The organism is Halolamina sp. CBA1230 (genome assembly GCF_002025255.2).
In the GTDB taxonomy this organism is placed as follows: Archaea; Halobacteriota; Halobacteria; order Halobacteriales; family Haloferacaceae; genus Halolamina.
Genome location: NZ_CP054587.1, coordinates 1,007,843 through 1,034,147, shown reverse-complemented (window position 1 = coordinate 1,034,147; position 26,305 = coordinate 1,007,843). Strand labels below are relative to the sequence as shown.

Annotated in this window: 27 protein-coding genes; 9 read left to right on the top strand and 18 right to left on the bottom strand. The window is 69.8% G+C overall.

Annotated features, from left to right (window positions below; genetic code table 11):
- Positions 1 to 20: 20 nt before the first annotated feature.
- Positions 21 to 1,052 carry a PstS family phosphate ABC transporter substrate-binding protein gene (locus tag B4589_RS05245; RefSeq protein WP_079235175.1) on the bottom strand — a complete coding sequence of 344 codons (1,032 nt, stop codon included), beginning with the start codon at positions 1,050 to 1,052 and terminating at the stop codon, positions 21 to 23.
- Between the two features lie 285 nt (positions 1,053 to 1,337).
- Here B4589_RS05245 and B4589_RS05240 point away from each other — a divergent pair, with 285 nt between their 5' ends.
- Positions 1,338 to 2,339: a phosphate uptake regulator PhoU gene (locus B4589_RS05240; protein ID WP_079233281.1), complete on the top strand. Its 1,002-nt coding sequence runs from the start codon at positions 1,338 to 1,340 to the stop codon at positions 2,337 to 2,339.
- Here B4589_RS05240 and B4589_RS05235 read toward each other — a convergent pair.
- From B4589_RS05235 to B4589_RS05195, 9 genes are all read right to left on the bottom strand, one after another.
- On the bottom strand, positions 2,336 to 4,048 hold the full coding sequence (locus tag B4589_RS05235) for a hypothetical protein (RefSeq protein WP_079233280.1): 1,713 nt from the start codon (positions 4,046 to 4,048) through the stop codon (positions 2,336 to 2,338). The genes B4589_RS05240 and B4589_RS05235 overlap by 4 nt on opposite strands.
- Complete coding sequence (locus B4589_RS05230; RefSeq protein WP_079233279.1) at positions 4,045 to 4,839, bottom strand: ABC transporter ATP-binding protein; 795 nt, start codon at positions 4,837 to 4,839, stop codon at positions 4,045 to 4,047. The genes B4589_RS05235 and B4589_RS05230 overlap by 4 nt, the downstream gene beginning before the upstream one ends.
- A gap of 196 nt (positions 4,840 to 5,035) precedes the next feature.
- Complete coding sequence (locus B4589_RS05225; protein WP_079233278.1) at positions 5,036 to 6,448, bottom strand: SipW-dependent-type signal peptide-containing protein; 1,413 nt, start codon at positions 6,446 to 6,448, stop codon at positions 5,036 to 5,038.
- A gap of 129 nt (positions 6,449 to 6,577) precedes the next feature.
- A complete protein-coding gene (locus B4589_RS05220) occupies positions 6,578 to 7,273 on the bottom strand; it encodes a cell wall anchor protein (protein WP_176330494.1) in 696 nt (231 codons plus the stop codon).
- Positions 7,263 to 8,312 carry a signal peptidase I gene (locus tag B4589_RS05215; protein WP_079233277.1) on the bottom strand — a complete coding sequence of 350 codons (1,050 nt, stop codon included), beginning with the start codon at positions 8,310 to 8,312 and terminating at the stop codon, positions 7,263 to 7,265. The genes B4589_RS05220 and B4589_RS05215 overlap by 11 nt, the downstream gene beginning before the upstream one ends.
- Positions 8,309 to 9,457, bottom strand: coding sequence for a hypothetical protein (locus B4589_RS05210; protein WP_079233276.1), 1,149 nt, complete (start codon positions 9,455 to 9,457; stop codon positions 8,309 to 8,311). Before B4589_RS05210 ends, B4589_RS05215 begins: the two co-directional genes overlap by 4 nt.
- Positions 9,458 to 9,462: 5 nt before the next feature.
- Positions 9,463 to 10,269 carry a hypothetical protein gene (locus B4589_RS05205; RefSeq protein ID WP_079233275.1) on the bottom strand — a complete coding sequence of 269 codons (807 nt, stop codon included), beginning with the start codon at positions 10,267 to 10,269 and terminating at the stop codon, positions 9,463 to 9,465.
- A gap of 202 nt (positions 10,270 to 10,471) precedes the next feature.
- Positions 10,472 to 11,995, bottom strand: coding sequence for a VWA domain-containing protein (locus B4589_RS05200; RefSeq protein ID WP_143414275.1), 1,524 nt, complete (start codon positions 11,993 to 11,995; stop codon positions 10,472 to 10,474).
- 170 nt (positions 11,996 to 12,165) lie between these two features.
- Positions 12,166 to 13,620 carry a VWA domain-containing protein gene (locus B4589_RS05195; RefSeq protein WP_079233273.1) on the bottom strand — a complete coding sequence of 485 codons (1,455 nt, stop codon included), beginning with the start codon at positions 13,618 to 13,620 and terminating at the stop codon, positions 12,166 to 12,168.
- A gap of 483 nt (positions 13,621 to 14,103) precedes the next feature.
- Between B4589_RS05195 and B4589_RS05190 the strand changes: the two genes are divergently transcribed.
- On the top strand, positions 14,104 to 14,652 hold the full coding sequence (locus tag B4589_RS05190) for a hypothetical protein (protein ID WP_079233272.1): 549 nt from the start codon (positions 14,104 to 14,106) through the stop codon (positions 14,650 to 14,652).
- A 56-nt stretch (positions 14,653 to 14,708) separates the two neighbouring features.
- On the opposite strand, the gene B4589_RS05185 is transcribed toward B4589_RS05190, so the two are convergent.
- Positions 14,709 to 15,581, bottom strand: a complete 873-nt coding sequence (locus B4589_RS05185) for a hypothetical protein (protein ID WP_079233271.1) — start codon at positions 15,579 to 15,581, stop codon at positions 14,709 to 14,711.
- Positions 15,582 to 15,804: 223 nt separating this feature from the next.
- Between B4589_RS05185 and B4589_RS05180 the strand changes: the two genes are divergently transcribed.
- Positions 15,805 to 16,425 carry a hypothetical protein gene (locus B4589_RS05180; RefSeq protein ID WP_079233270.1) on the top strand — a complete coding sequence of 207 codons (621 nt, stop codon included), beginning with the start codon at positions 15,805 to 15,807 and terminating at the stop codon, positions 16,423 to 16,425.
- Positions 16,426 to 16,495: 70 nt separating this feature from the next.
- Positions 16,496 to 16,714 carry a twin-arginine translocase TatA/TatE family subunit gene (locus tag B4589_RS05175; protein WP_079233269.1) on the top strand — a complete coding sequence of 73 codons (219 nt, stop codon included), beginning with the start codon at positions 16,496 to 16,498 and terminating at the stop codon, positions 16,712 to 16,714.
- Positions 16,715 to 16,905: 191 nt separating this feature from the next.
- On the opposite strand, the gene B4589_RS05170 is transcribed toward B4589_RS05175, so the two are convergent.
- Complete coding sequence (locus B4589_RS05170) at positions 16,906 to 17,280, bottom strand: 30S ribosomal protein S8e (protein ID WP_079233268.1); 375 nt, start codon at positions 17,278 to 17,280, stop codon at positions 16,906 to 16,908.
- A gap of 764 nt (positions 17,281 to 18,044) precedes the next feature.
- Between B4589_RS05170 and B4589_RS05165 the strand changes: the two genes are divergently transcribed.
- Positions 18,045 to 18,494, top strand: coding sequence for a DUF2240 family protein (locus B4589_RS05165; RefSeq protein ID WP_079233267.1), 450 nt, complete (start codon positions 18,045 to 18,047; stop codon positions 18,492 to 18,494).
- On the top strand, positions 18,491 to 18,865 hold the full coding sequence (locus B4589_RS05160) for a hypothetical protein (RefSeq protein ID WP_079233266.1): 375 nt from the start codon (positions 18,491 to 18,493) through the stop codon (positions 18,863 to 18,865). The genes B4589_RS05165 and B4589_RS05160 overlap by 4 nt, the downstream gene beginning before the upstream one ends.
- Here the strand turns inward: B4589_RS05160 and B4589_RS05155 are convergent, their stop codons facing one another.
- Positions 18,866 to 19,570: a 5-formyltetrahydrofolate cyclo-ligase gene (locus B4589_RS05155; protein WP_079233265.1), complete on the bottom strand. Its 705-nt coding sequence runs from the start codon at positions 19,568 to 19,570 to the stop codon at positions 18,866 to 18,868.
- A 111-nt stretch (positions 19,571 to 19,681) separates the two neighbouring features.
- On the opposite strand from B4589_RS05155, the gene B4589_RS05150 reads away from it, so the two are divergent.
- The 3 genes from B4589_RS05150 (at position 19,682) to hemG (ending at position 23,146) form a co-directional block, all read left to right on the top strand.
- The gene (locus B4589_RS05150) at positions 19,682 to 20,671 is read left to right on the top strand and encodes a mechanosensitive ion channel family protein (protein ID WP_079235174.1); all 990 of its coding nucleotides are present in this window, start codon (positions 19,682 to 19,684) and stop codon (positions 20,669 to 20,671) included.
- Between the two features lie 61 nt (positions 20,672 to 20,732).
- Positions 20,733 to 21,779: a ferrochelatase gene (gene hemH, locus B4589_RS05145; protein ID WP_079233264.1), complete on the top strand. Its 1,047-nt coding sequence runs from the start codon at positions 20,733 to 20,735 to the stop codon at positions 21,777 to 21,779.
- Positions 21,780 to 21,793: 14 nt separating this feature from the next.
- Positions 21,794 to 23,146: a protoporphyrinogen oxidase gene (hemG, locus tag B4589_RS05140; RefSeq protein ID WP_255246129.1), complete on the top strand. Its 1,353-nt coding sequence runs from the start codon at positions 21,794 to 21,796 to the stop codon at positions 23,144 to 23,146.
- 11 nt (positions 23,147 to 23,157) lie between these two features.
- Here the strand turns inward: hemG and B4589_RS05135 are convergent, their stop codons facing one another.
- The 5 genes from B4589_RS05135 to B4589_RS05115 form a co-directional block, all read right to left on the bottom strand.
- A complete protein-coding gene (locus tag B4589_RS05135; protein WP_143414274.1) occupies positions 23,158 to 23,337 on the bottom strand; it encodes a 50S ribosomal protein L32 in 180 nt (59 codons plus the stop codon).
- Between the two features lie 146 nt (positions 23,338 to 23,483).
- Complete coding sequence (hemE, locus tag B4589_RS05130) at positions 23,484 to 24,497, bottom strand: uroporphyrinogen decarboxylase (protein WP_079233262.1); 1,014 nt, start codon at positions 24,495 to 24,497, stop codon at positions 23,484 to 23,486.
- 60 nt (positions 24,498 to 24,557) lie between these two features.
- Positions 24,558 to 24,851 (bottom strand): hypothetical protein, encoded by a 294-nt coding sequence (locus B4589_RS05125; RefSeq protein ID WP_079233261.1) that lies wholly within the window; start codon positions 24,849 to 24,851, stop codon positions 24,558 to 24,560.
- 73 nt (positions 24,852 to 24,924) lie between these two features.
- On the bottom strand, positions 24,925 to 25,095 hold the full coding sequence (locus B4589_RS05120) for a hypothetical protein (RefSeq protein ID WP_158081144.1): 171 nt from the start codon (positions 25,093 to 25,095) through the stop codon (positions 24,925 to 24,927).
- Positions 25,096 to 25,143: 48 nt separating this feature from the next.
- Positions 25,144 to 26,091 carry a biotin--[acetyl-CoA-carboxylase] ligase gene (locus B4589_RS05115; RefSeq protein ID WP_079233260.1) on the bottom strand — a complete coding sequence of 316 codons (948 nt, stop codon included), beginning with the start codon at positions 26,089 to 26,091 and terminating at the stop codon, positions 25,144 to 25,146.
- Positions 26,092 to 26,305 lie beyond the last annotated feature (214 nt).

Sequence of the window (26,305 nt, the reverse complement as noted above, 5' to 3'; positions counted from 1 at the left end):
CGTCGTGCTCCGCATCGGGATCACTCCGAGGCGGCCTCGATCGCCGACTCGAGTTTGTCGAGGTTCGCCTGCTTCTCCTCCTCGGTGTTGGGCACGTAGCCCACGTTGTCGGCGACGATCGTTCGGCTCGTGCTGTGCTCCAGCCAGAACCGTGCGAACTCGGCGATGTGGTCCTCGCTCAGCGCCGACCGCGCGGGGTAGGTGAACAGCGGACGGGAGAGGGGCTGGTACTCGCCGCTGCTTGCGGTCTCGAGCGTCGGCTTCACGCAGCCGTCCCCATTGTCGATCGCCAGCGCGGTCACGCGGTCGGTGTTCTCGGAGTAGTAGGCGTACCCCATGTAGCCGATCGCGTACTGACTGTTGGCGACGCCGTTGATGATCTGGTTGTCCTTCTCGGTCGACTGGTAGTCCGTGCGGTGTTTGACGTCCTCGCCGACGATCTCCTCCTTGAAGTAGTCGAACGTGCCGGAGGCCGTCGTCGGGCCGTAGAGCTGAATCTCCTCGTCGGGCCACTCGCTGTTCACGTCGCTCCACGTGGTGGGCTTGGTCTCGGCCGACCAGATCTCGGCCAGCTGGTCGACGGTGACGCAGTCGTCCTCGCCGAACCAGTCGGCGTTGTTGTTGACGACGACCGTGACCGCGTCGGTCGCGACCTTGAGTTCGACCGGCTCGACGTCGTTGCTCGAACACTGCTCCTGCTCGGTCTCGGTGATCGGGCGGGAGGCGTTGTTGAAGTCGGTGTCGCCCGTACAGAAGTAGTTCGTGAACCCGCCACCGCTCCCGGTGGAGTTGATCGAGATGTCGACCTTCGGATGCTGCTCCTCGGCAGTGACGTTCGGGTACTGGCTCGCGCTCTCACCGGTGAACGCCCCGCGCATCGCGACCGCGAGCGGGAACACCGTCGAACTCCCGGAGATGTCGATATCCCCCGTGAGCCCGCTGCTGGTCTCGGTGCCCGTGTTGCTCGTACAGCCGGCGGCCGCGACCGCACCCGTCGCGGCAGCGCCGGCGAGGAACGTTCGTCGGGAGACGCCGTCGGTCTGTTCCGTCATCATGGGAGGCGTGCAGTCTCGGAGGTAAATACACTACTATGAAATCTATATAGACCAATGTTTGGAAACAGTACTCATCCCTCCGTTGCCGACCGGGGCGTCGTCGGAAGTTCGTGACCCGCCGGCTCCGTCCGGAAATTCCTCGTTCGATCCTCCGGGGTGGCTATATCGTGCTCGGTAGTCCGGGTTCGTGTCAAGCCAAACGTCCGTTCGAACACCACCGCGATGTTCGAGTATATAGTTTGTAGGAATCTTTATCACGTGTCCACCAACTATCGACACACAATGGCCGAGACTCGGAAGGTGCAGGTGACTGGCGGCTCGACGTTCACCGTGTCGATCCCGAAGGAGTGGGCGACCGAGAACGACGTCGAGGCGGGGAGCCGCGTCGAGTTCCACCCGGAGGACGACTCGTTGATCCTCACGCCCGTCAGCGAGGAGGGGCGCACGGAGGGGAGCCTCGACGTCGCCGGGCTGGAGGGAGAGGAGCTCCGACGGGCGGTGATGACGATGTACGTCTCGGGGTTCGACGTGATCGCCTTCGAGGCCGACCGCATCACGACCGACCAGCGCAGGGAGATCAGACAGGCAGCTCAGGGCCTCGTCGGGCTGGAGGTGCTCGAGGAGACCGGCGACCGCGTGGTCGTCCGCGACCTGCTCGACTCCTCGGAGCTGTCGATCCACAACGCGGTCGATCGGATGCGGCTGATCGCCTCGTCGATGCTCGAGGACGCCGTCGAGGCGCTGGCGACCGGCGACGACGACCTCGCGCGTGACGTGATCCAGCGCGACGACGACGTGGACCGACTGTACATGGTCGTCTCCCGGATCTTCCGGGCGACGCTGCGCAGCCTGAGCGCGGCCGAGGAGCTGGGGCTCCCCCGCGAGACCTGTTTCGACTACCACTCCAGCGCCCGCCAGCTCGAGCGCGTCGCCGACCACGCGACCAAGATCGCCCACCTCTCGCTGGAGTTGGACGGCACGCCGCCGGAGGAAGTGACCGAGTCGCTCCGCGAGCTCCAGGACGCCGCCGCCGAAGTCATCGAGGACGCGATGGCCGCGCTGGTGGCCGAGGAGAACGACGAGGCGATCCAGCTGGCCAACGGCGCCCGCGAGCGCGTCCAGGAGATCGACGCCAGCGCCCGCGGGATCGACGAACTGCTCCGGGAGCTCGACCCGGCGCGCGCACAGGTGCTCGGGCTGATCGTGGACTCGCTCTCGCGGTCGGCGGACTACGGCGGGAACGTCGCCGAGACCGCGCTCCAGAAGGCGGCGCCGACGCCTTAGGCTACGGTTACGCGGTCGAACCGCCGGATCGCGTACCACGTCGAGACAAACGGCGCGGCTCCCAGCGGCACCAGCGCCGCCATCGCGCCGGTTCCGACCGCGTTCGCGCTGACTGTTCCCCCGATCGGCAGAAGCCACGTCAGCAGCGCCGCAACCACCGGTTCGAAGCTCGGCTCGTACACGATCGCACCGGCGGCGACGGTCAGCAGGAGGTAGAGGCTGAAGGCGGCGAACGCGAGCAGGCTCGGCACCACCGCCTCCGTCGACCGCGTGACGTTGACCGCGTCGTAGCGCGGGAACGCCATGCCGATGCCGACCGCGGCGGCGCTGCCGACGAGGATGCTCAGCGGCGTCCCGGCGGCGACGGCCGCCACGAGGTCGCTCGACATCGGCGACAGCAGCGCGACGCCGGTGGTGACGGCGGTCCCCAGCGGCACGGTGACCAGCGCCCCCGCGAGCACGTGGGCGCCGACGAACGACCGGCCGTCGATCCGAGAGAGCACCGTCGCGGGCAGCGCCGACCCCTGATCCCCGAGGGGGTTGAGCGTGAACACGACCGCGCTGGCCCACGCGACGAACACCAGCGCGAACCCCGCCGCGAACGCGGGCACCTCGCCGGTCTGGACGATTTCGGTGAGGAAGCCGACGACGAACAGCAGCGGGTACGCGACGTACAGCAGCTTCAGCGGCGCGCGGATCGCGCGTTTCCACGCGAGCACGGTGACCGCAGCAGCCGGGCGCCCGACGACGCCGGCGGCGGCGTCCTCGACCCGTCGGAGGCGGTCCACTTCGGTCCCGTCGTCGCCCGCTTGCTCGCTCTCGCCGCCGAGGACTGGGTCGGCGAACCAGTGCCGGTCGGCCACGCGCGCCCCGACCGTCGCTCCGACCACCGCGAGGACACCCGTAAGCCCGACTGCGGCGACCGCGCGCCCGGCGTCGACGCTCACTTCCGGGCTGCCCAGCAGCGCGAGGTCGGCGAACCACCCGACGGGCGCGCGCTGCATCGGCTCGAACACGGTCACGACGATGTTCCCCAGCGCGCCGCTGATGATCAGCGCCATGTACGCCACGAACGCCAGCACGATCAGGACGCCCTTGTGGCGCGCGACGAACGGGATGCGGGTGACGACGTGGCGGACCGCCAGCCCGACCGGGTAGCCGACGCTCACCGCGGCGACGACGGCGACGGCGGCCGCGACCGGTGCGGTCACCAGCAACGCCGTGGGCGCGGTCGCGACGGCGTAGCCCGCCGTCCCCGCAACGAACAGCGGGAGGACGTAGCTTCCGGCGAACGCGCTCTCGGAGAGCAGCATCCCCGCGACCGCCTCCCGGGTGGGGACGACCGAGAGCACGCCGACCTCGTTGACCAGCTCCCCGCGGGCGCCCACGGTCCGGACCGTGACGATGATGGTGAGGAACAGCCAGAGCACTGCGAACGCGCCGCGGGCGAGACGCAGGACCGACCACTCGAAGGGGAGATCGCCGCCCAGCCCGAGTTCGCGCCCGAACAGGTAGCCGCCGTAGCCCGCGGCGGCACCGAACACCACGACGATGAGCAGGAACGCTCCGATCTGGGCTTTCGACTCGACCGACGCCCGGAGGGTTCGCCGCGCGTCGGTGACGCCGATGGTCCAGCCGTGACGGAGCGTGCTCGCCAGCCGCGAGCTGCCGCCGCCGTCCGCGCTGGGTGTCGCCTCCGACCCACTCACGGCGACATCGCCTCCTCGCTCTCGCGCCCTTCCTCGTCGTGGTCCTGGGTGAGTTCCAGGAACGCACTCTCGAGGGTGGTGGACTCGTCGCGCTCGGCACGACGCGTCAGTTCGGCGGGCGTCCCCTCGGCCACGAGGTCGCCGTCGTGGAGCACCCCGACCTCGTCTGCCAGCTCGTCGACGACCGAGAGAATATGCGTCGAGAGGAAGATGGTCACGTCCCGGTCGGCCAGCTCGGCGACGAGATCCTTCACGGTCCGGGCGGCCCGCGGGTCGAGCCCCGACGTCGGCTCGTCGAGGAAGATCACGTGTGGCTCGTGGATGATCGCGCCGATGAGGCCGAGTTTCTGACGCATCCCTTTCGAGTACCCCTCGACGCGCCGGTCGGCCGCCTCCGCGAGGTCGAACCGGTCGAGGTAGCTCTCGATGCGCTCGCTCGCCGTCTCCCTGGGGATGTCGTGGAGCGCTGCGACGTAGTGGAGGTTCTCGCGGGCGCTGAGTTCGTCGAACACCGGCGGGCTCTCGGGGAGGTAGCCGACGTGGTCGATCACGGCCTCGCGGTCCGTGATCGGCGCGCCGGCGACGAACGCCTCGCCCGCGGTCGGCCGAGTCAGCGTGGTGAGCATCCGCATTGTCGTGGTTTTCCCCGAGCCGTTCGGGCCGAGGAAGCCGTAGACGACGCCGTCCTCGATCGCGAGGTCGAGGCTGTCGACGGCGACGACGTCGCCGTACTGCTTGCGGAGGCCGTGCGTCTCGATAGCGAGGGAGTCGGGGGACGAACTACCAGTCATCAGCCTGATGTCGGCGTCCGCCCACTTGAATCGGAAGGCTGTCCGGTTGTGAGCGTCTCGAACGGCCGTCCCGCACCGGAGAGGGCAGTACGGCGTCCGGCGTCGGGCAGCCCGTCGGCAGATCCCAGCCGGCGAATCACCGTCACGCGGGCGGCCGCTCGACCGTCGCCGCGAACGCGTCGGCCGCGTTCGGCAATCACTCGACGACGACGTCGAAGCCGAAGTCCTCGTGCCCTCCGTCGAAGTCGCCCTGGACCTCGAGACGGAGGTCGCCGGTGATCTCGAACCCGTCCGCGAGGTCGGCGGCGTCGGTCTCCAGCACGAGGTAGCGGATCTCCCGCCCCGCCCCGTCGTTGGTCGCGGTGACCTCGTCGGGCCCCACGACCGTCACGGGGGTGCCGTCGGCGCTGAGTTGGACGTTCTCGACGGCGACGGTCGCCTCGTCGGCCTTCGCCTGCAGGCCGATCCGGCCCGCGGGTGCGCTCACGCCCGAGATCGTCGAGGCGGCGGCGCCGTCGATGGCGAGCGTCGCGTCCCCGGCGTCGGCGTCGTAGGTGAACGCGAAGTCGGTCGTGTTCCCGATGGACGGCGCCCAGTCGATCTGCTGCTGGTCGCCGGTGGGGCTGGCCGTCCCGGTCGCGAGCTCGTAGGTCGCCGCGCCCGCGCTGTCGCCGTGGCGCGCGCGGCCGGTGATCGTCTTCGAGGCGAACCCCTCGCCGTCGTCGCCGTAGCCGTTGTTGACGTTGACCGACTGGGCGACGTCGACGAACCCCGAGCCGACGTCGCTGGTGACGACCGTGTTGTGGCGGGCCTGGATCGCGCTGAACACGACCGAGAACCCGAGCAGGTCGGTCTGGAGCTCGTTCCCCGCCGTCGTGGGCACCTCCAGCTCGAACAGCAGGCACGGCTCGGCGAACTCGGTCGCGTCGTCCGTCCCCGGGACGGGGTCGGGCGCGTCCGTCGAAGGGTCGGCGTCGAACAGGTGCTCGCTCGCGAAAAACTCCCGGAGCGACCCCTCGAACACGTCGCCCTTCGCGGTGCCGCTCAGGTACGTCGGGGGGCTGCCGGTGTTGAGGTCGCTGTAGCTCCCGTCGGAGTAGGAGACGGCGACCTGGAGCGCGTCGAGCAGCTCCCCCTCGCCGTCGGGGTCGCCCGGATCGTTGACGTCGCCGTCGGCGGCAGTCGTCGGCTCGGGCTCGGTGTACCCGTTCTCGTCGTTCTCGGTCACCTCGCCCGAGACGGTGACGTAGCCCGGGTTGTCGATGATCTGGAAGCAGAACTCCCCGACGCCCGAGTCACCGGGCTTGAGGTCGTCGACGACGAAGCCGAACGCCGACTCGCTGGCGGGCGCTCCCCCCATTATGGAGTCGACGCCGTCGATGATGCCGAAGGACTGCCCCCACATGGGCTCGCCGGCCTCGTTGTACTGGCCGACGTAGCGCACCCGGAGGTCGAACTCGCCGGCGTCGAGGCTGTTGCCGAGGAACGACTCGGTGTCGCTGAAGTACGCTGTCGTCCCCAGGCCCGCGCCCGCGGAGGCGAGACCGACGGTGCCGAGTCCGAGGAGTACGTTGCGCCGCGTTGTCGTGATACGGTGTTTCTCGCTCATCTGCGTCCACACCCTGGCGCGGATCCGTCCTATGTACGCGCCGCCACGCCAGAAACGAACCGGAGCCTCGGTCGAGAGAACACGGAGTTCTGCCCGGATCGACAGCCGGTAGGGCGATCGTATCCGGGGTCAGGTCAGCCGATCGCGCCGGTTCGCCTCGGCGGGATCGCTCGCCTCCCCGTCGTCGGTGGCTGTGTGGTCGGCGGCCAGCGTCGCGCTCTCGGCGGTCGGTCCGCCGTCGGTCGCTGTGTCGTTCGCCGGCGTCGTGGTGTCGTTGCCGGTCCCCGTCTCGTTCCCGCCCGTCGTCGTCTCGTTCCCACTTGTCGCCGTCTCGTTCTCGGGTGGGGACGGATCGCTCTCCGCCGGCGGTGTCCCGGTTTCGTTGCCGTCGGCCGGCGTCGCGGTGTCGTTCCCAGGGGTGGCCGTGTCGTTCCCTGGCGTCGCGGTGTCGTTCCCCGATGTGGTCGTATCGTTGCCAGGTGTGGACGTGTCGTTGCCGGGCGTCGCGGTGCCGTTCCCGGGGGTGGCCGTGTCGTTGCCAGACGGCGCGGTGTCGTTGCCGGATGCGGCTGTGCCGTTGCCGGAGGTTGACGTGTCGTTACCCGGCGTCGCGGTGTCGTTGCCGTTCGGTGTCGACGTTTCGTTCCCGTCGGCCGCGGCGATCCCCGTGACGCTCCGGTCCTCGGCGGGTGGCTCCCCGCTGGCGATCAGCGGGGCGACCGCCGTCTCCGAGTCCGACAGCAGCGCGACCGTCGCGCCGCCGGTCGCCGCCGCGGCGACGACGAACGCCGTCGCGACGACTGCGAGGGCGCGGCTACTCCGCATCGGTCACCTCCTCCCCCGCGTGTGACGCGGGGTCGACGGCGGCGAACGGCCCCCCGCGGGGGTCTGCAGCCGCGTGCCCGTTCGATCGGTGGGCTGTGGCGTGTTGCTGCCGAGGCGGTGCCGTGCCGTCCCCCGGCTGCGCTGCGGGCGTAGGACCGATCCCGCGCTCCGGCGCGACGGGCGGGGGAGCGACGGTCGAGTGATCGACGCCCGGCTGGTCGGTCGCGCCGTCCTCGGCAGTGACCCGGAGGTAGCCGAGGAACGCCAGACAGACCAGCGCGCCCGAGAGCACCGACATGGTCTCCGCACGCGGGGCGCCGAGGGCGTCGAACTGCCAGTAGGCGTTCCAGCCGGCGTAAACCGCCAGCGCCGCCGCGAGCAGCATCGACGCCGTCATATCCCGGCTCGACACGCCGCCGGTGCCGGCGAGCGCCTCCGCCTCGCGGAGCCGTTCCTCGGCGGCGTCGTAGTACGCCGCCGCGGCGCGTGCCGGATCGTAGACGACCGGCACGTCGGCGTCGTCGGCGGCCGGGGGGTTCCGTCGCCGAGCGACCGCGCCGTACCCCACGTCGAGCAGCAGCAGCACGAACGGAACGACCACCAGCGCGGCGAAACCGAGCTGGCTGTTCGCGGCCAGCATCACGCTGCCGACGTACGGCACCGAGAACGCCACCACGCCGATCACCTGCTCGGGCTGGACCAGCGCGGCGTCGGGGTCCTCGTTGGCGTCGCCCTGCGTGCGGAACTGCACGTCGCCGTCGCGTTCGACGACCTCGATCACGCGGTGGGTCGTCGGCACGTCACCGCCGCGGTCGTACGTGATCACGTCGCCGACGCTGATCCCCGCCGCGGGGGTGGCGCTGACGAACACCACGGCCCCGGGGTCGATCGCCGGGCGCATGCTCCCGGTGAGCACGATGTAGCTCTCGTCGGCGCCGACCGCCGCCGGCACGGTGTACGCCACGAACGGTGCGAGCACGAGCAGCAGCACGACCAGCCCGGCGACGTGTCGGGGTGAGATCCCGTCGATGCGGCTCATTTCGAACCTCCCTTCCCCTTCCCGTTGCCGGGATCGTCGCCCGGTCCTTTGCCGGGATCGTCACCTGGCCCTTTCCCGGGGTTGTCACCTGGCCCTTTCCCGGGATTATCTCCGGGCCCTTTCCCGGGGTTGTCGCCCGGTTCGGACACGAGATCGGACGGACAGTCGCCGTCGACGGCCGGGAGACAGACGCCGACCGTGACGTTGCTGATGGCGTGTCGATCGCCACCGATCACGCCGAGTGCGGCGTCGTCCTCGAAGACGAACACCTCGGTGGCGGCCTTGATCAGCACGCGATCGAGCGGCACCGCTACCGTGGGATCGTCGGCGAGCACGACCCGGAACCGGGCGGCGATCGGCTCGCCGTCGTCTTTCGTCTCCACGTCGGAGACCGAGAGTCGGTATTCGTCGGTCCCCTCGTCGAACGCGTAGACGCCGGCCACGAGCGTGTCGTTCCGGACCTCGTACTTCCCGATCAGCGTGGGGCACGCACACGCCGTCTCGACAGCGCAGTCGTCGGCGCCGAGTGGCACGCCGAACGCGGTCGGGCGCCAGGTCGGATCGACGCGGCGACACTGGATCGCGGCCCCCTCGATCAGGAGGCTGGTCGACTCCGAGCCGACGTACGCCGGCGAGAGTTCGTAGGCGAGTTCGAGCGCGACCGTCGTCCCGGGGTCGAGACAGGCCTGCTCGCCCGCCGCGACCGCGGCGCCGCTGGGATCGAGCGGGACCCCCGCAGCCAGCGCGTCGATCAGCCCCTCGAGATCGCCGTCGTACAGCGTCTCGGCCGCCCCGTCCGCTCGCGAGAGCGTGACAGCGAGCTGGTCGCCCAGTCCGCTCGCGGCGCCACAGCCGACGCGGAGCCAGAGGTACGCGGGGTTGACGCCCGCCTCGTCGGGGACGGTGAACGCCAGATCGATCGAGCCCGCGTCCCCGGCGTCGAGCGCCGGGAACGGGAGTTCGACCGGGCCGCCGACGGCGTCGGTCGGCCCCTCGCCGGCGTCGACGCGGAGCTCGACGCGGCCGCTCTCGACGCCCGCGGCCAGCGTCTCCCGGTCGGCGAGCAGCGCCGCGGTGCCGACGCCCGAGAGCGTGCCGGCCGCCCCGGCGGCGGTGATGCCCGCGAGCAGCTGGCGGCGGGTCACGGGCGTCACTGCTCCACCTCCTGGAACGGGTTGGCGTCGTCGCCACACGCGGTGGCGGCGAACTCCAGATCGAACGACAGCACGTCGCTCTGGATCTCGTTCCCCGTCGACTCCGGGAGCGCCCACTGGAAGCCGACACAGCGGTTCCCGCCGGCCGGGAGCGCGTCGGGACAGCCGTCGCCGCCGTCGAACGGCAGGCGAACGCCGTCGCCGAACTCGTCGGTCACGTCCCGGAACGTGCCGGCGGCTGCGGTGCCCGCGGCGGTGACGAGCTGGGGCTCGAACAGGCCGCGCTGGCCGTCGCAGCTGCCGAAGACGACGCCGTTGTCCAGCCAGTACGCCACGTTCGTCAGTTCGTCGAGTTCGCCGTCGTCGTCCGTGTCGGCGCCCTCCGCGAGCAGTTCGGGTTCGTTCTGTCCGTTCTCGGCGTCGAGGGTGATCCGCGGGCGGACCCAGACGTTCAGATCCGCCTCGATGGCCTGGAGCCCGACGACCAGCGTGCCGTCGTCGCCCGGCAGGACGTCGTCCAGCGAGACGACCGCGCCGGCGGTCTCGTCGACGTACGCCGGCGGCGTCTCGGGGTCGAGCGTGTCGGCGGCGCCGGCGTCGACGCCGCCGCTCCCCTCGACCGGGTCACCGTTGTAGCGCTCGTACCAGGCCACCCGGAGGGAGCCGGTCCCCTCGGTGGACTGAGCGAGCGTGTACCGCGAGAACGGCGGGCGTTCGCCGGCGACGAGCCGCGACCCGGCGACCGTGCCGAGGCCGACGCCCCCGAGCGCCGTCAGAACGCTCCGTCGTGTGAGATTCGTCATGGTGTGTGTCGCGTCCGCCGTCGCGGGCGCGTTGATCCACCTCTGGCGCCGAGGGGGCGTTAGTACGGGCAGCCACCCGGGAAGTACGGGGGGCGACGCCGTCCAGTAGGCATCCCGTCCCCCAGGGGTACGATCACCCTGCGGTGCCGAACCGGCTCCGGCGACGCTCTCGGGCCGGAACGATCGGAGAAGAAAGGGGAGATCAGGCCGAAGCGAAGGGGTTGGTCGGCTCCGCGTTGTGGCGGCACTGCACCGCCGCGAAGTCGAAGTCGAAGCTGACCGCGTCGCCCTGGATCTCGTTGCCGACCTCGGGATCGATCCACCACTCGAACGCCACACAGTGGGTCCCGGGGTGGAAACAGATCTCGTTCGTCGTCGCCTGGCCCAGCAGCGGCGCCGGGTCGAGCGCGAGGCCGTCCTCGAACGCGTCGTCGAACTCCGCCAGCGTCCCCTCGAACAGCACGGCCTCCGCGACCACGATGGTCTGGAGGATGGAGTCGAAGATGTCGGTCGCGGCGGTCGCGAACTGGCTGCCGGCGCTCTGGTAGTAGTCGGTACCGTCGCCGTCGCCCGCGTTGGTGGGTGAACTGCCGGCCATGTCCCGCAGGAGCTGGGGCTCGCCGTCGCCGGCGTCGTTGATGTCGATCATCACGATCCGGGTGCCCTCGGATTTGGCCTGGTTCGCCGCGGTGAGCTCGTCGACGCTGGAGTCGAACTGCTCGCCGTCGGTCAGGACGATCAGCACGGGCTGGGCGTTGGTGCGGAGGTTCGCCTGAAGGAAGTCGTTGGCCTCCTGCACCGCGAGCCCGAGCGCCGTGCCGCCGACGCCCTCGGCGGCGGCCTGCACGTTCGACACTGCGGTGTCGAACGTCGACTCGTCGTCCGTCGGCGCGAGTTCGACCCCAACGTCGTCGCCGGCCGGGGTGTCGTCGCCGATGTACTCCTCGTTGCCGAACGTGAACAGGCCGACGTTCACGTCCGCGGGGTCGTCGAACGCGGTGTCGCCGAACGCCCCGACGGCGTCTTTCGCGACCGCGAGCTTGGTGGTCGTACCGCCCTGCCCGTCGTCGATCTCGCCGCCGTTGCCGGCGTACTCCATCGAGCCGGAGATGTCCTGCACCACGAGCACGTCCGCGAGCCCGGTGCGCTCGTCGTACGTGTTCGAGCAGTTCTCGTCGTACCACATCCGCACGTCGACGGCCTCGGAGAGCTCGCCGACGTCCGGCGTCTCGTCGACCTCGGCTTCGGGCTCGGTCAGCCCGTTCTCCACGTCCTCGCCGACGCTGCCGCGGAAGAACACGTGGGCGGGGTTGTCACAGACGTGGAAGCTCATCGTGACCTCGCCGTAGTCGCCGGGTTTCACGTCGTCGAGATCGAACACGGGCATCGCCTCGCCGTCGATCAGCCCCTCGGTGTCGCAGGCGAACCCGACGTCCGCGCGCTCCTCCCAGGTCATGGGGCCCTCCATGGCCTCGCCGTACTGGTCGATCAGCTGCTGCTCGGTCGGGGCCTGCCCGATCAGTTCGGGGCCGTTCGGCCCGTCGTAGCTCGCCTTGTAGTCGAGCTTCAGGTCGAGCGTGCCGGCCTGGAGGCTGTTGCCTTCGAACGACTCGGTGTCGCTGAAGTACGCTGTCGTGCCGAGGCCCGCGCCCGCGGAGGCGAGGCCGACGGCACCCATGCCGGCGAGCACTTGCCGGCGGGTCGTCTTGTATGGTTTCTTGGTCATCGTGGTTGGTGTCGCGTGATCGTCGTGCGGTTCGGTCCCGCGTTCGCCACGGGACAGACCCCGGTGGCGGCGTCGCACCGCCACGGCGGCTGGCCACACCGTGTGGCTCCGTCGGGGGATGAGTCAGACAGCCAGTCGGAACGGCCGCGGGGGAGCCGCGGCCGGTCGGATCAGGCGGCCGTCTGGGTGTCGGTCTCCGTCTCGGTCTCCGTCACGAACGGCTCGTCGTTGTGGCGGCACTGCTCGGCCTCGAAGCCGAAGTTGAAGGTGACGCTGTCGCTCTGGACCTCGTTGCCGGTCTCCCAGGGGAGCTCCCACTCGAAGCCGACACACTGGGTGGTGTTGCCGGGGTAACACTGGATGCCTTCCTCGGCGCGGTCGCCGTCGAGGACGGGCATCTCCTCCAGCTCCGCGAGCACCTCGCGCAGGCTGCCCTCGGCGATCAGCTGCTCGCCCTCGAGCACGATCTGGGCGATCTCCGCGTACACCGTGTCCAGGTCGGACGGGTCGGGCGCGACGAACGCGTCGCCGGGCGAGGAGGCGATGCTCTCGAGGAACGCCTCGTCGGCGCCGTTGCCGAGCGCGATGGTGAACAGGCGGATGCCCGCGTCCTTCGCGCTGTCGGCGGCGTCCTCGGCGTCGTCCTCGTCGGTCGGCTCGCCGTCCGAGAGCAGGATCATCACCTTCGACGCGCCGGTGGTCGCGGCACTGCCGTTGAGGAGCTCGTTCTCGGCGACGGCGATACCGTCTTCCATGTCGGTCCCCCCGTTGGCGTTGTACAGGTTGATGGCGTCCTTGACAGCCTGGTAGTTCGTCGTCAGCGCCTGGTCGAGGCTGGCGCCGTCCGAGAACGAGATCGCCGCGGCCTCGTCCGGCGAGGAGAGGTTGTCGACGAAGTTGTTCGCGGCGGATTTGAGGTCGCCGATCTCCTGGCTCATCGAGCCGGAGGTGTCGCTGACGAGCGCGACCTCCAGTTCCTGCTGCTGGCCCGTGCCGGTGGGCTCGTACACGTTGTCACAGTCCTCGTCGTACCAGACGCGCACGTCGATGGCGTCGGCGAGCTCGGAGACGTCGTCGGTGTCCTCGCCCTCCGCGTCGAGTTCGGGCTCGGTCTGGCCGTTCTCGGACTCCGACACCAGCTCGCCCAGCATGCGCACGTACGCGGGGTTGTCACAGATGTGGAGGCTGACGGTCACTTCGCCGGAGTCGCCGGGCTTCACGTCGTCGAGCGTGAAGATCGGCATATCGTCGCCGTTGACGAGGTACTCGTCGGCCTCGGGCGAACAGAAGTCGACCTCCTCGCCGGTGACGTGATCCTCCCACGCCTCCTCCTCGTCGGGCGTCGGCGCCTGGTCGAGCAGGTAGCGCCCCTCGCCGAGGTACTCCGCGTCCTCGTAGTGCTCGCGGATGTGGTCGAGGCGGCCGGCGCCACCCACGTAGGTGGACTTGTAGTCGAGCTTCAGGTCGAGCGTGCCGGCCTGAAGGTTGTTGCCTTCGAACGACTCGGTGTCGCTGAAGTACGCCGTGGTACCGAGGCCGGCGCCCGCGGAGGCGAGGCCGACGGCACCCATGCCGGCGAGGATCTGGCGTCGAGTCGTGTTGTACAGTTTCGGGTTGTCGTCCATTGGTGTGTGTGTGGTTGGCGTTCGTCTGCCGATGCCCCCGCCCCGGTTCCGGGGCGAGTCGTCGTTCTTCCGGGGGCTCACGCCCCGTCGACGTACTCCACCGTGTCGGGAGGGGACTTACTCATGGGCCGCCACGCCGTCCGCGAACCGCTCGTTCGCCCCGAAAACACGGCTTTTGGCCCGTTCCGGGCGGCTCGAGAGGCTCACCATACCGTTCAGGAGCCCCGCGCAGGGAGTTCGTACCACGCGTTGCCGCCGCCGCCGGCCTGCGGCACGCTCACCGTTCCGCGCCACAGGGGGTCGGCAGCGTCACGGTCCCGCCGAGTAGCAACCCCCATACCGCGTGACGTGACGGTCCATGCTGTCGGGAGTGGGGCTCCGTGTCGCCGGAGGTGGCGGACCGTGACTTAGTGACCCCCGCGCGTAGGCAGGCCCGAACGCGGGGCGAGCGGCCTCGTCGCCGACGAACCGCGGGAGCGACCCATGACAAACACACTCACCGATTCGGAGTTCTACCGCGTACTGAGCTGTCAGCGTCGCCGGCTGGCGATCGAGTTCCTCTGGGACGCGGCGGCGCCGACGTCGCTGGCGACCGTCGCCGATGCCGTCGCGGCCGTCGAGTCGGGCGTCGACCCCGCACCGCGGGCGGTCCGGGAGAGCGTCTACACGTCGCTCCGGCAGACCCACCTCCCCACGCTCGAACGCTACGGGCTCGTCGCCGACGGCGACACGGGGTTCCACGCGACGCCGGCGGCCAAACGCGTCGTCCGCCGCATCCGCGACACCGGCCCGTTCGGCCTGCGCTGGAGCGAGCAGTACCGCGCGATCGGCGTGCTCGGGCTCTGTAGCGTCGTCGCCGCACTCGCGGGGATCCCCCTGTTCGGCGCAGTCGACCCCCTTCTCCCGGCGATCGTCTCGCTGGCAGCGTACGCCGTCACCTCGGCGTACCACGCGTGGACGCTCTACCCGCGTGGCTCCCGGTCGCCCCGCGGGAACACCGTGGAGGAGGAGTGGCAGCCGACGAGCGCGTGACCCGTCGGCGACACTCCCCGAGCACACCTTTTCGTGAAAAGTAGCGTTCGACCCGTTCAGGCAGCCACGTCCCCGCCGGCCAGCGCGGCGTCGACCTCGAACAGCCGGCTCCCGCAGCTCTCACAGCTGGCGACGAGCACGTCGTAGGCGCGACAGCAGGACTCCGCGGTGTCGCTGCCCAGCGTCACGTGGCCGTCACAGCCGGGGCAGCTGTCGAGCGAGAGTCGGAACGCGCCGAGCAGGCTCGCCCGCGTGTCGGCGGGGAGCGCCAGCCAGCCGCCGACGCGGTCGGCGAACAGGTCGTGGACCGCGAGGTCGGTCGCCAGCGCCAGCCGTGACTCCCAGCGGCCGCCGGGCTGGCCCCCGACGCGGGCGGCGTACCCGACCCCTTCCGGGCGAACTGTCACGTCCGCGGGGTCGAGCGAGAGCGTGTCGGCGAGCGCGCGCGCGAGGCGGTCGTCGCTGTCGAGCGCGGCGACGCCGTCGATCAGCGCCGCCCGGGTCGCGGGCGTCACCACGATGTCGCCGTCCGGGCCGTCGGTGATCGCGCCGGCCGCGCGGAGGTACGCCTCGGGGTCGATCCCCCCGAGTGCGTCGCCGTCCGGGGCTTTGTCGAACCACGCGAGCACTCGATCGGGGAGGTAGCGCTTGGTGAGTTCGGGCGTACCGGGGACGACGTACCCCCGGAGCCAGACGGCCAGCAGGCCGCCGACGCCGACCAACGCCCCCGCCGGCGGCGAGATCGTTCCCACCGCCAGCGCGGCCACGGCGGTCAGTCCGAGGTTCACGCCGGTACAGGGGAAACAGCGGTTGGCGCCCGTGTAGGCGGGGTTGCGGAGCCGTGATACTGCCGTGTCGATCCGACCCTTCCAGCTGTGATCGTCGGCTCGGGTGGCGACCGATCGCTCAGTACGTGATGTCTCGGCCATGTGTCGCCCGTACGGGGAGGAGGGTATTGAACAGGGACCGCACCCCGCCAGGTACGAACACCCTACCGCCACCGCCGCAAGCGGACCGTACTGCGATTATCGCGATAGAGACCTCATATCGTCCGAATTTTGGGAGTTCGCCGAATGATTTATCCCCTCAAACAGCAACCGTATTCCTGTCGATGCCGGTGAACGACCGGCGTCCGAAGGGTTGAGATAACTGATGAAAGACCAACTGCTGCAACCGGATAATGCCAGTGTACCGGGGACGAAGGATACCCATACCGAACGGGACCAGTCGTTCCAACGGGACGTCGCGTACTCCCTGCTGAGCAGCCGCCGCCGTCGGAACGTGTTACACGCGCTGTACGAGTCGGGGGGCGAGTCGACGGTTGCCGACCTCGCCCGCCAGCTCGCGGCGTGGGAGACCGACCAGACGCCGACGACGATCAGCTCGAAGGAGCGCAAGCGCGCCTACACCGCACTTCGGCAGACACACCTTCCGAAGCTGGCGAAACACGACATCGTCGAGTACGACGCCAACCGGGGGACGGTCCGACTCACCGAATCGGGTCGGGAGTTCCGGCCGTACCTCTGGCCCCCGGTAGAGCAGGGGGGCGCGCTCCGATTGGCGGCCACCGCCGCCTGCTCGGCGCTCGTCGTCGCGCTCCTCTCGTGGTTCGGGGTCGCGCCGTTCGCGCTGCTGGGCGGCTACCAGCTCGCGGGCGTCGTGACGCTCGCGTTCGGCCTCGCCACGCTCGGCCCCTACCTGCGCTACCGCCCGTCCCGGCTGGACCGGCGGGCGAAAGAGCGGGACACCGAGTACGAGCGGATCGACGAGTAACACCCTCCTCACCGCGGACAGCAGCCGGCAGCGAGTGCCTGCTTAATACCTCGGCACGCCAGACGTCAGTATGGTTCCACTGATCGGCGTGATCCCTGGCGGACCGGAGTTGATCATCATTCTGGGTATTCTCGTCCTACTGTTCGGGGCGAACAAGCTCCCGAAGCTCGCTCGCTCGAGCGGGCAGGCGATCGGCGAGTTCCAGCGCGGCCGCGAGGAGCTGGAGAACGACCTGCGCGAGACCGTCGAGGACGAACAGGAAACGGTTACGGAGGCGTCGAGCGACTGATCCCGCCGAGGAGCCGTCTCGGGTGACGTAGCCGCGGCTCCGACGTTCACGTCGTTCGACGGCAACACGCTCCGTCGCCGAGGCACAAAGGCCTCGGCCGGTCACGAGCCGTGATTGGTTCTACACAGTCACGGCAACACGCTCCGAGCCGGCGGCCGACGCCGCCGGCCGGTCACGAGCCGTGACTGGTGTTACTCCTCGACGGCGACTGCGTTCACCTGCCCGGACTGCCCGGGACGCGAGGTGACGCGAGCGGCGCCGGCGCTGGTCTCGATGACCGCGCCCTTGGTGATGATGTTCCGTCGGACGTAGTTGACGTTCGCGGGGTTCTCGCTCACGTCCTCGATCTCGGCCTCGACGGTCTCCTCGCCGTCGGCGACCTGCGCGACGTTCGTCGAGAGCGCGCGGACCTTCTCGGTGTCGCCGCGGGCGTCGATGGTGCGGAACCGCGGCTCGCCCACGGTGGTCTCGGTTGGCTCGTTGCCGAGCTGGTGGCGCTTCTTCTTTCGAGATCGGACGAGCCGACCCCCGGTACGCTTGCGTCGGGAGGGTCCCTGGTCTTGCATACTGCGGAGAACGGCCAGCGAATACTTGAAGCGTTCGACTCTCGTCCCACTGTCGAGCGGAGCGAGGCACGTGGGACGGAGTCGAGCCGGCGAGAGAGACGCAGCGACGGAGGAGCGAGCATCTCTCGCCCCTGTTCGACTCTCGTCCCAGTGCTGATCGTCGGTGCGGCGTGTGGTGAGTCGGTCGCGGTTCGTGATCGGTGTTGTGTGGTCGTCGACTGGTGGAGGGCCGACAGTACTACGGCCGCGAACGGCACCGCCGCTACAGCAGTGAACAACACCGCGGAGCGAGCAGGGCCACTTGTGACCGCACCGCCCCGCACAGCCCACAGGCCTCCCCAGCCGACTCACTCGCTCACGTCGTTCGCTCGTTCGTCCTCCGAGAGAGCAAGCTCTCTCGTGCCCTCGTTCACTTCGTTCACGAGGACCTCGCGCTGACACGCGGCACGAGGCCGCGTGCGCTTCGCGCCACCGCGACCGCGGTGCGGTAGCGGTGGACGCCGCGGGCCGGCAACGGTCGCCGGCCCGCGGGGGAGGGGTGGGGAATCGGTGCTGCGCCGGGCACCATGCCCGGCGCACTGCGGTCGCAAGTAGTCTACGAACGAGCTGCTGTTGCTGTGGCGGGTGCTGTCTCAGTTGTCAACGATCGAGCTGCTGTTGCTGTTCGCTGTCGGGGGAAGCAGGACCAACCATCCAAGACCCAAGCAAACCAGAACCCCGCCGATCCACAACCCTTACCGCCCGCCGACCCCCTCGACACGACAATGAGTCTGGAGGCCACCGTCGCCGTCCCGTACCGGCAGGAAGGACGGGACCGACTGGGCGACGGCGAGTTCGTCGTCGCGCTCTCGCTCGATCGGGACTGGTTCTCCCCGGATCAGGCCAAGCGCGTGGTCGACGTGGCGCTCGGCCGGGGGCTGCTCGAACGCGACGACGGCGACCTGGTCGCGACGTTCGACCCCGACAGCGTCGACGTGCCCGAGGAGTTCTCGCCCGATGCCGACGTGCTGCGAGAACAGAGCGCGTTCGAACGGGTGCTCGACCGCGTCACCGACGCCGGTGTCGAGAAACAGGCCGCCGTCGCGGGGATCAACGAACTCCAGCGCGAACTGGGGCTGACCATCGAGGCCGCCGCGATCGTCTACGCCCGCCGCGAGAGTGTCGACGTGGGCGAGACCGCGGGTGCGGCCCGGAACTCGGTGCTTGAGGAATGAGCGCCGATCGCCTGCGGGACGGCCACCGGATCGCCCAACTGCTCGCCTCCGAACTGGAGAGCGGCGCCAGCCACGGCGCGCTCGCGGTCACCGACGCCGACCCCGACGTGGAGCCGACGACCGATGGCACGCTCGCGTACCGCGTTCTGAACACCGAAACCGACGAGACGATCGCGAGCGTCTACGTCCAGCCCGACCGCGCCCGCGTGGAGTTCCGCGCCGCGCCTGCGGCGGTCGCCGAGGCAGCGGAGGAGGCGGGACTGCGCGTCCGACCGAAAGCCGCCGAGCCGCCGCAGACGATCGTGTTCGTCGAGGACGGCGCGCAGGTCAAGCGCACCCTGCCGGCGTTCGCAGCAGCGATCGAGGCGTAGTCAGGGTTCGAGTCGCGCCAGGATCGGGATCTCCTCGAGTCGCTCGTCGCTCAGCGCTCCCCAGTCGATTCCGGACGGCTTCTCGGCCGCTGCGTCCGTCCAGATCGACCGATCCGGCGTGTGGAGCTGATCCATCGGCACGTCGTGTGCGGTCGTCGGCACGTCCTCCTCCACCACCTGAATCTCGTGGACGGTCGTGGCCGTGGTCGTGTGGTCGTCGACCAGTTCGAACGCCCGGAGGATCGCGAACTCCAGGTCGCTGTATCCCTCACCCTTCCCGACGCGAGCGCCGTCCTCGGTCACGGCGACGCTGCCGGAGACGATCAGGTCGATCGGTTCCATCGCCTCCGGTCCGACCTGCACGCCGAGCTCCGACGAGCCGCCGATCGTCGTCGCGTGGTCGATATCGTCGATCTCGGCGGGGTCGAGCCGCAGGAAGCAGTCCTCCTCGCTGAGTCGCGGCACGGCCATGTACACCACCTTCCCCGCCTCCAGCGCCCGCCGGCGGACCGGCCGCTGGGGCGAGTCGGGGTTGGACTTGATCGCGTCCGCGGCCGCCCACGCCTCAGTCGCCGCGAGGCGTTCGGCCGCCCGCTCGGCGCCGGCGAAGTTGGGGATCCGCCCGTGGGGCGGGAACGGGAAACGCGCCTCGCCGCTGTCCTCCAGTTCGTCCCACACCCGTTGGCGGAGCGCCTGTTTCTCCATGGGGTTGCTGCGGGCCGCAGTCGGTTAGCCTCCCGGGCCGACGGCAACGCTTTTTCCGTGGGGGCTGGATGTCCGGTCGTGAGCATCGGCCAGATCCCGGACCCGATTCGGATGCTCAGCTCCCTCGTCGACTGGCTGGCACCGCACTTCCCCAACTGGGGACGATCGCCCGCGCTGAGTTTCCTGATACTGGTGCTGTTCACCGCTATCGGCTACGCCGTCTCGCGGTACGCGGTACGGTTGATGGGCCGGCGGGTCGCCAAGCGGTTCCGGCGTCAGAGCGTCGCACAGCAGGTGCTGCGACTGATTCGGGCGACGATAACCCTCTTCTTCCTGCTGATCGCCGCGGGGCTGGTCGGCCTCGAACTCGGGAACATCGTGCTCTCGGTGACGGTGTTCTCGGCCGTGATCGGGATCGTGCTGGCGCCGCTGGTGGGGTCGGTTGTCAACGGACTGTTCCTGCTGGCCGACGAGCCGTACGAGATCGGCGACATGGTCGAACTCGGCGACGGCACCCGTGGGTTCGTCGACGACATCACCATCCGCTACACGAAGATATTCACGCTCGACAACACGTTCCTCGTGCTCCCCAACGACGTAATCCGGAGCGAGAAGGTGACGAACCTCTCGGCGGAGGACGAGCGCACCCGGCTCTCGCTGTCGGTCGAGGTCACCTACGAGAGCGACGTGGCGACCGCCCGGTCGCTGATCGAGAGCGCCGCGAGCAAGGCCGAGGGCGTGATCGAGGGCGGGCCGGACATCAGGATCGGCTCGGCGCGCTACCCCGCCCGGCCCACCTGTTACATCGACGAGTTCCACGACGACGGGATCGTGCTGACGCTTCGCTACTGGATCGACCGGCCGTACAAGCTGCTGACCGCCCGCTCGCGCGTCCAGACGGCGATCTGGGAGCGTCTGGATGACGAGGACGTCGACGTGGAGATCGCCTACCCGCACCGCCACCTGGTGTTCGACGACACCAGCGGCGAGGCCCGGGTCGCGACCCGCGAGGCGGCCGAGCGCGAGGTCGTCAACTCCGCGGCGCTCAGCGATCGTGGCGAGTCGGCCGACGACGCTGAACCAGCCGGGGACGACGCGTAGTTCCGCGCGGGCGCGCGCCTGAACCGTTAGCTTTCTGCCCCGCCGCCCCCGAGTTCGAGCTATGACCACAGGGATCGCCGTGCTCAACTTCGGCGAGCCGGCCGCGGCCGATCGCGAGGTCGTCGAGGAGTACCTCGAACGCATCTTCCTCGCCAACATGGATATCGAGGGTGACACCTCACAGGAGGCCGCCCGCGAACGCGCCCGCTCGCTGGCGGAACGCCGCGCGCCCGGCCTGCTGGAGGAGTACGGCGAGATCGACGGGTCGCCGCTGAACGCCCACGCCCGTCGCCAGGCCGACCTCCTCGAGACCGAACTCCGGGAGCGCGGCTACGACGCCGAGACGTACGTCGGCTACCAGTTCATGGAGCCGTTCGTCGAGGACGCGGCCGAGCAGGCCCACGCGGACGGCGTCGACCGGCTGATCGGGCTGCCCGTCTACCCGCTGTGTGGCCCCTCGACGACGGTGCAGGCGCTGGAGAAGCTCGCCGGCGCCGTCGACGACCTCGACTGGGACGTGCCCTACCACGAGATCACGGGCTACCACACCCACTCCGCCTACGCGCGACTGCGTGCGGACAACATCCGCCGTACCCTCGACCGCGAGGGGCTTGAGCTCGATTCGGACACGCGACTGATCTTCTCGGCCCACGGGACGCCCACCTACTACCTCGACGAGGGGAGTCGGTACGTCCAGTACGTCGAGGAGTACTGCGAGATGGTCGCCGGGATGCTGGGCAACCCCGACTACGAACTCGGCTACCAGAACCACGCCAACCGCGACGTGGAGTGGACCCAGCCCGACGTGGAGGACGTCGTCGAGCGGATCGACGCCGAGCGCGTCGTCGTCGACCCCACGAGCTTCATGCACGAACAGAGCGAGACGCTCGCCGAACTCGACCACGACCTGCGCGAGGAGGCCGAGGCTGCGGGACTCGGGTTCACCCGGGTCCCGGTCCCGTACGACGACGAGCGGTTCGTCGGCCTGCTCGCGGACCTGACCGAGCCGTTCGTCGCCGACTTCGACCCGGACTACTACGGCCTGCAGCAGTGTACGTGCCGGCCGGAACCGAACGCGATGTGTCTGAACGCGCGGCGCAACGAATGAGTGGACCCTCTCCCGTGGACGACGTCGACGCTGACGCGAACGACGACGTCGACCCCGCTGCTACCGACCCCGACGATCGCACCGTCGCCATCGTCGGCGCGGGCATCACCGGCCTCTCGACGCTGCACGCGCTGACCGAGCGCGGCGTCGACGCGGTCGCCTACGAGTCGACCGACGAGGTCGGCGGCGTCGTCCGGAGCCGCGAGATCGACGGGAAGCTGCTCGAACTCGGCCCCCAGCGTCTGCGCATGACGGACGCGATCCGGGCGATGGTGACCGATCTCGACATCGCCGACGAGGTGATCACGGCCGACGACGACCTGCCGCTGTTCGTCTACGCCGACGGGAAGCTTCGCGAGGTCCCGCGGTCGCTGTCGGCGTTCCGCCGCACGGACCTGCTGTCGACGCGGGCCAAACTCCGCCTGCTGGCCGAACCCCTGACCGCGCCGATCGACCCCGACGAGTCCGCACAGGAGGCGTTCGTCCGGAAGTTCGGCTCCGAAGCGTACACCAACCTGATCGAGCCGATCTTCGGGGGAACCTACGGCTCCGACCCGGCGAACATGCCCGCGAGGCACGCGCTGCAACCACTGATGGGGCTGGAGCAACAGCGAGGGAGCCTGCTGCGGGCTGCGCTCTCGCGGCTGGTGTTCGCGGACGACGAGACGCCGCCGCCAGCGAGCTTCGAGTCCGGCCTCCAGCGGCTCCCCGAGGCGCTGGCCGCGGAACACGCCGACCGACTCCACCGGGAGACGCCGGTGACGGGGCTCGAGCGCGCCGGGACGGGCGACGACCCCGAGTGGCTCGTCCACACCGACGACGACACCCGGCGCGTCGACCACGTCGTGCTCACGACGCCCGCCGACACCACCGCCGACATCGTGGCGGGTGTCGATGCCGAGAGCGCGGCCGCACTCCGGGAGTTCAGCTACAACCCCCTCGTGCTCGTCCACCTGGAGAGCCCCGCCCGCGCCGACGGGTTCGGCTACCAGGTCCGCCGGACCGAGCCGATGCGCACGCTGGGCGTGACGTGGAACACGAGCCTGTTCGATCGAGACGGCGTCTACACCGTGTTCATGGGTGGGATGCACGATCCCGGGGCGGTCGAGCGCGACGCCGAGACGCTGGGCGAGACTGCTGTCCGTGAGTTCCGTCGCGTGATGGGCGCCGACGCCGGGGTGCTCAACGTCGAGCGCATCCCGCAGGCGTTCCCCGCGTGGGACGAGTCCTGGGCCGCCAGCGAGCGGGTGAACCTCCCCGACGGGATCACGCTCGCGACCAACTACACCGGGCGGATGGGGCTCCCCTCCCGGGTCCGCGAGGCGCGGCGGCTGGCGGGGGAGCTCTCGTCGGTGGGCGGGAACTGAGTAGCGGACCGCTACGGCCCGGTGAAGCTCCGTGCGACGCCCGTCCCGTCGTCCAACTCGTGGCCGCAGTGGTCACACGTCCGGGTGTCGGTCGATTGCTCGCCACAGGCGGGGCAGACGACAAGCTCGTGGGGTGTGAGTCGGTCTCCGTTATCTATACAGCCGTCGGCGTCTGAATCGTTCGTGGGCATATAGGGTGGCCTCGCGGCCGACCGACTCCTGTCAGGGTAGGGCCGGCCGCGAGTCTCCGTATGCCCGTCTCTCGACGGGCACGTGTGGTTTCTGCCCCATGGTTGAAAGAGCTTAGCAACAGAGCTGCGGAACGAACCTCCGATCGCTACTTCCACTCCCAGTTCCGTGCCGTCTCGACGAACGCCTCGACCCCCTCGATCGGCGTGTCGCGGTTCACGCCGTGACCGAGGTTCAGGATGTGGCCTTCGGGGCCGGCAGCCTCGACGATCTCCGCGGTCCGCTCCCGGATCGTGGCTTCGTCGGCGTACAGCAACGACGGGTCGAGGTTCCCCTGCACGGGCATGTCGCCCAGTTCTGCGCGCGCGGTGGCCATATCGACCGTCCAGTCGAGCGCGACCGCGTCGGCACCGGTGGCTTCCAGACTCTCCAGTCGCCCGCCCATGTTGCGCACGAACTCGATCGCCGGCAGGTCGATGCTCTCGACGATCTCGCGGTGGAGCGGGAGGACGTACTCCTGGTAGTCAGCGGGCGGGAGCACTCCCGCGTAGGTGTCGAACAGCTGGACCGCGTCGGCGCCGTGGTCGGCCTGCATCCGCAGGTACTCGGCGACGACGTCCGTGAAGCGCTCCATCAGTTCGAGGAACGCGTCGGGGTGGCGCGCGCGGAACTTCCGGACCTCCTTGCGCCCGCGGTCGGGGCCGCCGGCGACGACGTAGGAGGCGAGCGTGAACGGGCCGCCCGCGAACCCCAGCACGGCGTCCTCGTCGGCGACGCTCTCGCTCAGGCGGTCGAGCAGGTCCGCGACGAACCCCAACTCCTCGCGCACGTCGCCGCGCCGCCGGGCCACGTCCTCGGGCCCCTCAACGGGGTTCTCGATCACGGGGCCGACGCCGGACTCGATGTGGTAGTCGAAGCCGAGCGGTTCGAGGCAGGTGAGGATGTCCGAGAACATCACCACGCCGTCGACGCCGTAGCGCTCGTAGGGTTGGAGGGTGATCTCCTCGGCGATCTCGGGGGTCTCGATCGCCTCGCGGAACGAGTACTCCTCGCGGAGCTCGCGGTACTCGGGCAAGTGACGGCCAGCCTGCCGCATCAGCCAGACCGGCGGGCGCTCGGTGCGCTCACCTCTGGCGGCACGGACGAGAAGGGGGTCGGTCATAGCGGGCGTTGGTGGGTGGGGCGTTAGTGCGTTTCCGTTCGCGCCACGACGCGACGGCGACTACTCGAACAGCAGCCCCGGCTCGAAGACGAGAAGGGCGAGCAGCCCCACACAGACGAGGATCGCGGCGATCCGGAGCGATCCGGCGAGCCGTCGGCGATCGCTCGGCAGGGATTCGGCGGTTCCGGAGAGGACGTTCGCGGTCGCGATGACGAGCAGCCACTCGCTACCGGAGCCGCGGGCGACCCCGTAGGCGTAGAGGGCGACGAACAGCACTGCCCCGCCGAACTGGATCAGCGCGTGGGGCCGGCCGGAGGGCTCGCTGAACAGGGTGTTCCGAAGCGTGGAGAGCATCGGCTGTCACTCCTTCGCCACAGTGTAAAACAGTACTGCACCCGTCGACTTCCGGGTCGACGGACCCGAACGACTACGTCCCGGCCTGGTCACCGTGGGCCGTCTGCCACCAGAGCAGCCCGACCATCGTGACCGTGTGCACGAGCGCGATGGCCGTCTGGAGAGGCTCCCCGCGGGCGAGGAACACGGCCGTCAGGCTCGCGAACAGCAGCGCGAACCCCACCACGAGCCACCGGCGGTCCATACCCTTCGTACGGCCGACGCCGCGATAAGCGCTCGCTCCGCGTCGCCATCACACCGGCCGCAGGTGCTCACAGTCCCCAGCCGTCACTCGCTCGCGCTCGCCGTCGTCGGTTTCGACGATCAGTGCGCCGGGGAACTCGACGTCGACGGTCTTACCCACGACCTCGCCGCCGGGCGTCTCGACCCGGACGCGCTGGCCGAGTGTCGCGGCGTGTTCGCGCCACGCGTCGAGGATCGAATCCGGATCGCTCCGGAGTTCGTCGAACGTCTCCAGCAGGCGCTGGGTGAAGATCCGGCGGTCGACCGGTTCGCCGCGTTCGGCGAGCAGCGAGGTCGCGCCTTCGGGCAGGTCCTCAGGCTCGACGTTGGCGTTGATCCCGATACCGACGATCAGCCACTTCACGCGGTCCGCTTCGCCCTCCATCTCGGTCAGGATGCCACAGAGCTTCTGCCCGCCGCGTTCGCTCTCGTCGTCGAGTACTAGCACATCGTTCGGCCACTTGATCCGCGCGTCGACGCCGGCCTCCCGTGCGGCCCGCGCGACTGCCACCGCGGCCGCGAGCGTGTAGACGGGCGAGTGGGCGAGCGGCACGTCCGGCCGGAGCAGCAGCGAGCAGTAGACCCCTCCTGACGGCCCGGTCCACCCCCGGTCGAGTCGCCCCCGGCCGGCGGTTTGCTCGTTCGCCACGACGGCCACGTCTTCGCGCCCCTCGTCGGCGAGTTCGCGGACCCGTTCGTTCGTCGAGCCGATGCTGTCGTGGTACTCGATTTCGAACGGCGCGTCGAGGCCGTACGCGATCGCGGCGCCGCCGAACTCGGAAACGTCGGTCACGCGGTAGCCGTCGTCGGTGCTCTCGATCCCCAGCCCGTCCTCGCGGAGCGCCTCGACCTGCTTCCAGACCGCGGCGCGGGAGACGCCGAGACGGTCGGCGAGTTCGGGGCCGGGAACGGGGCCGTCCGCGAGCGCGTCGAGCAGCGCGCGGCGCGTGTCGGGCATGGGCGGTCGTGGGAGCGGTGGGGGTAAATCGGTCGCGGTGTGGCGTCGGTGGGTTCCTTCGCTGTTCACTTTTCCGAGGGAGTTTACCGTTCGATCGCTTCGCTGGCCTCGTTTACGACTGTCCGTGGCTCGCGGGTCGCTTCGCTCCCCGCTCGCGTTACCGAGGCCGTTTGCCGCCTCACTGCGTTCGGCGTTTCCAGGTCCGCACGCTCGC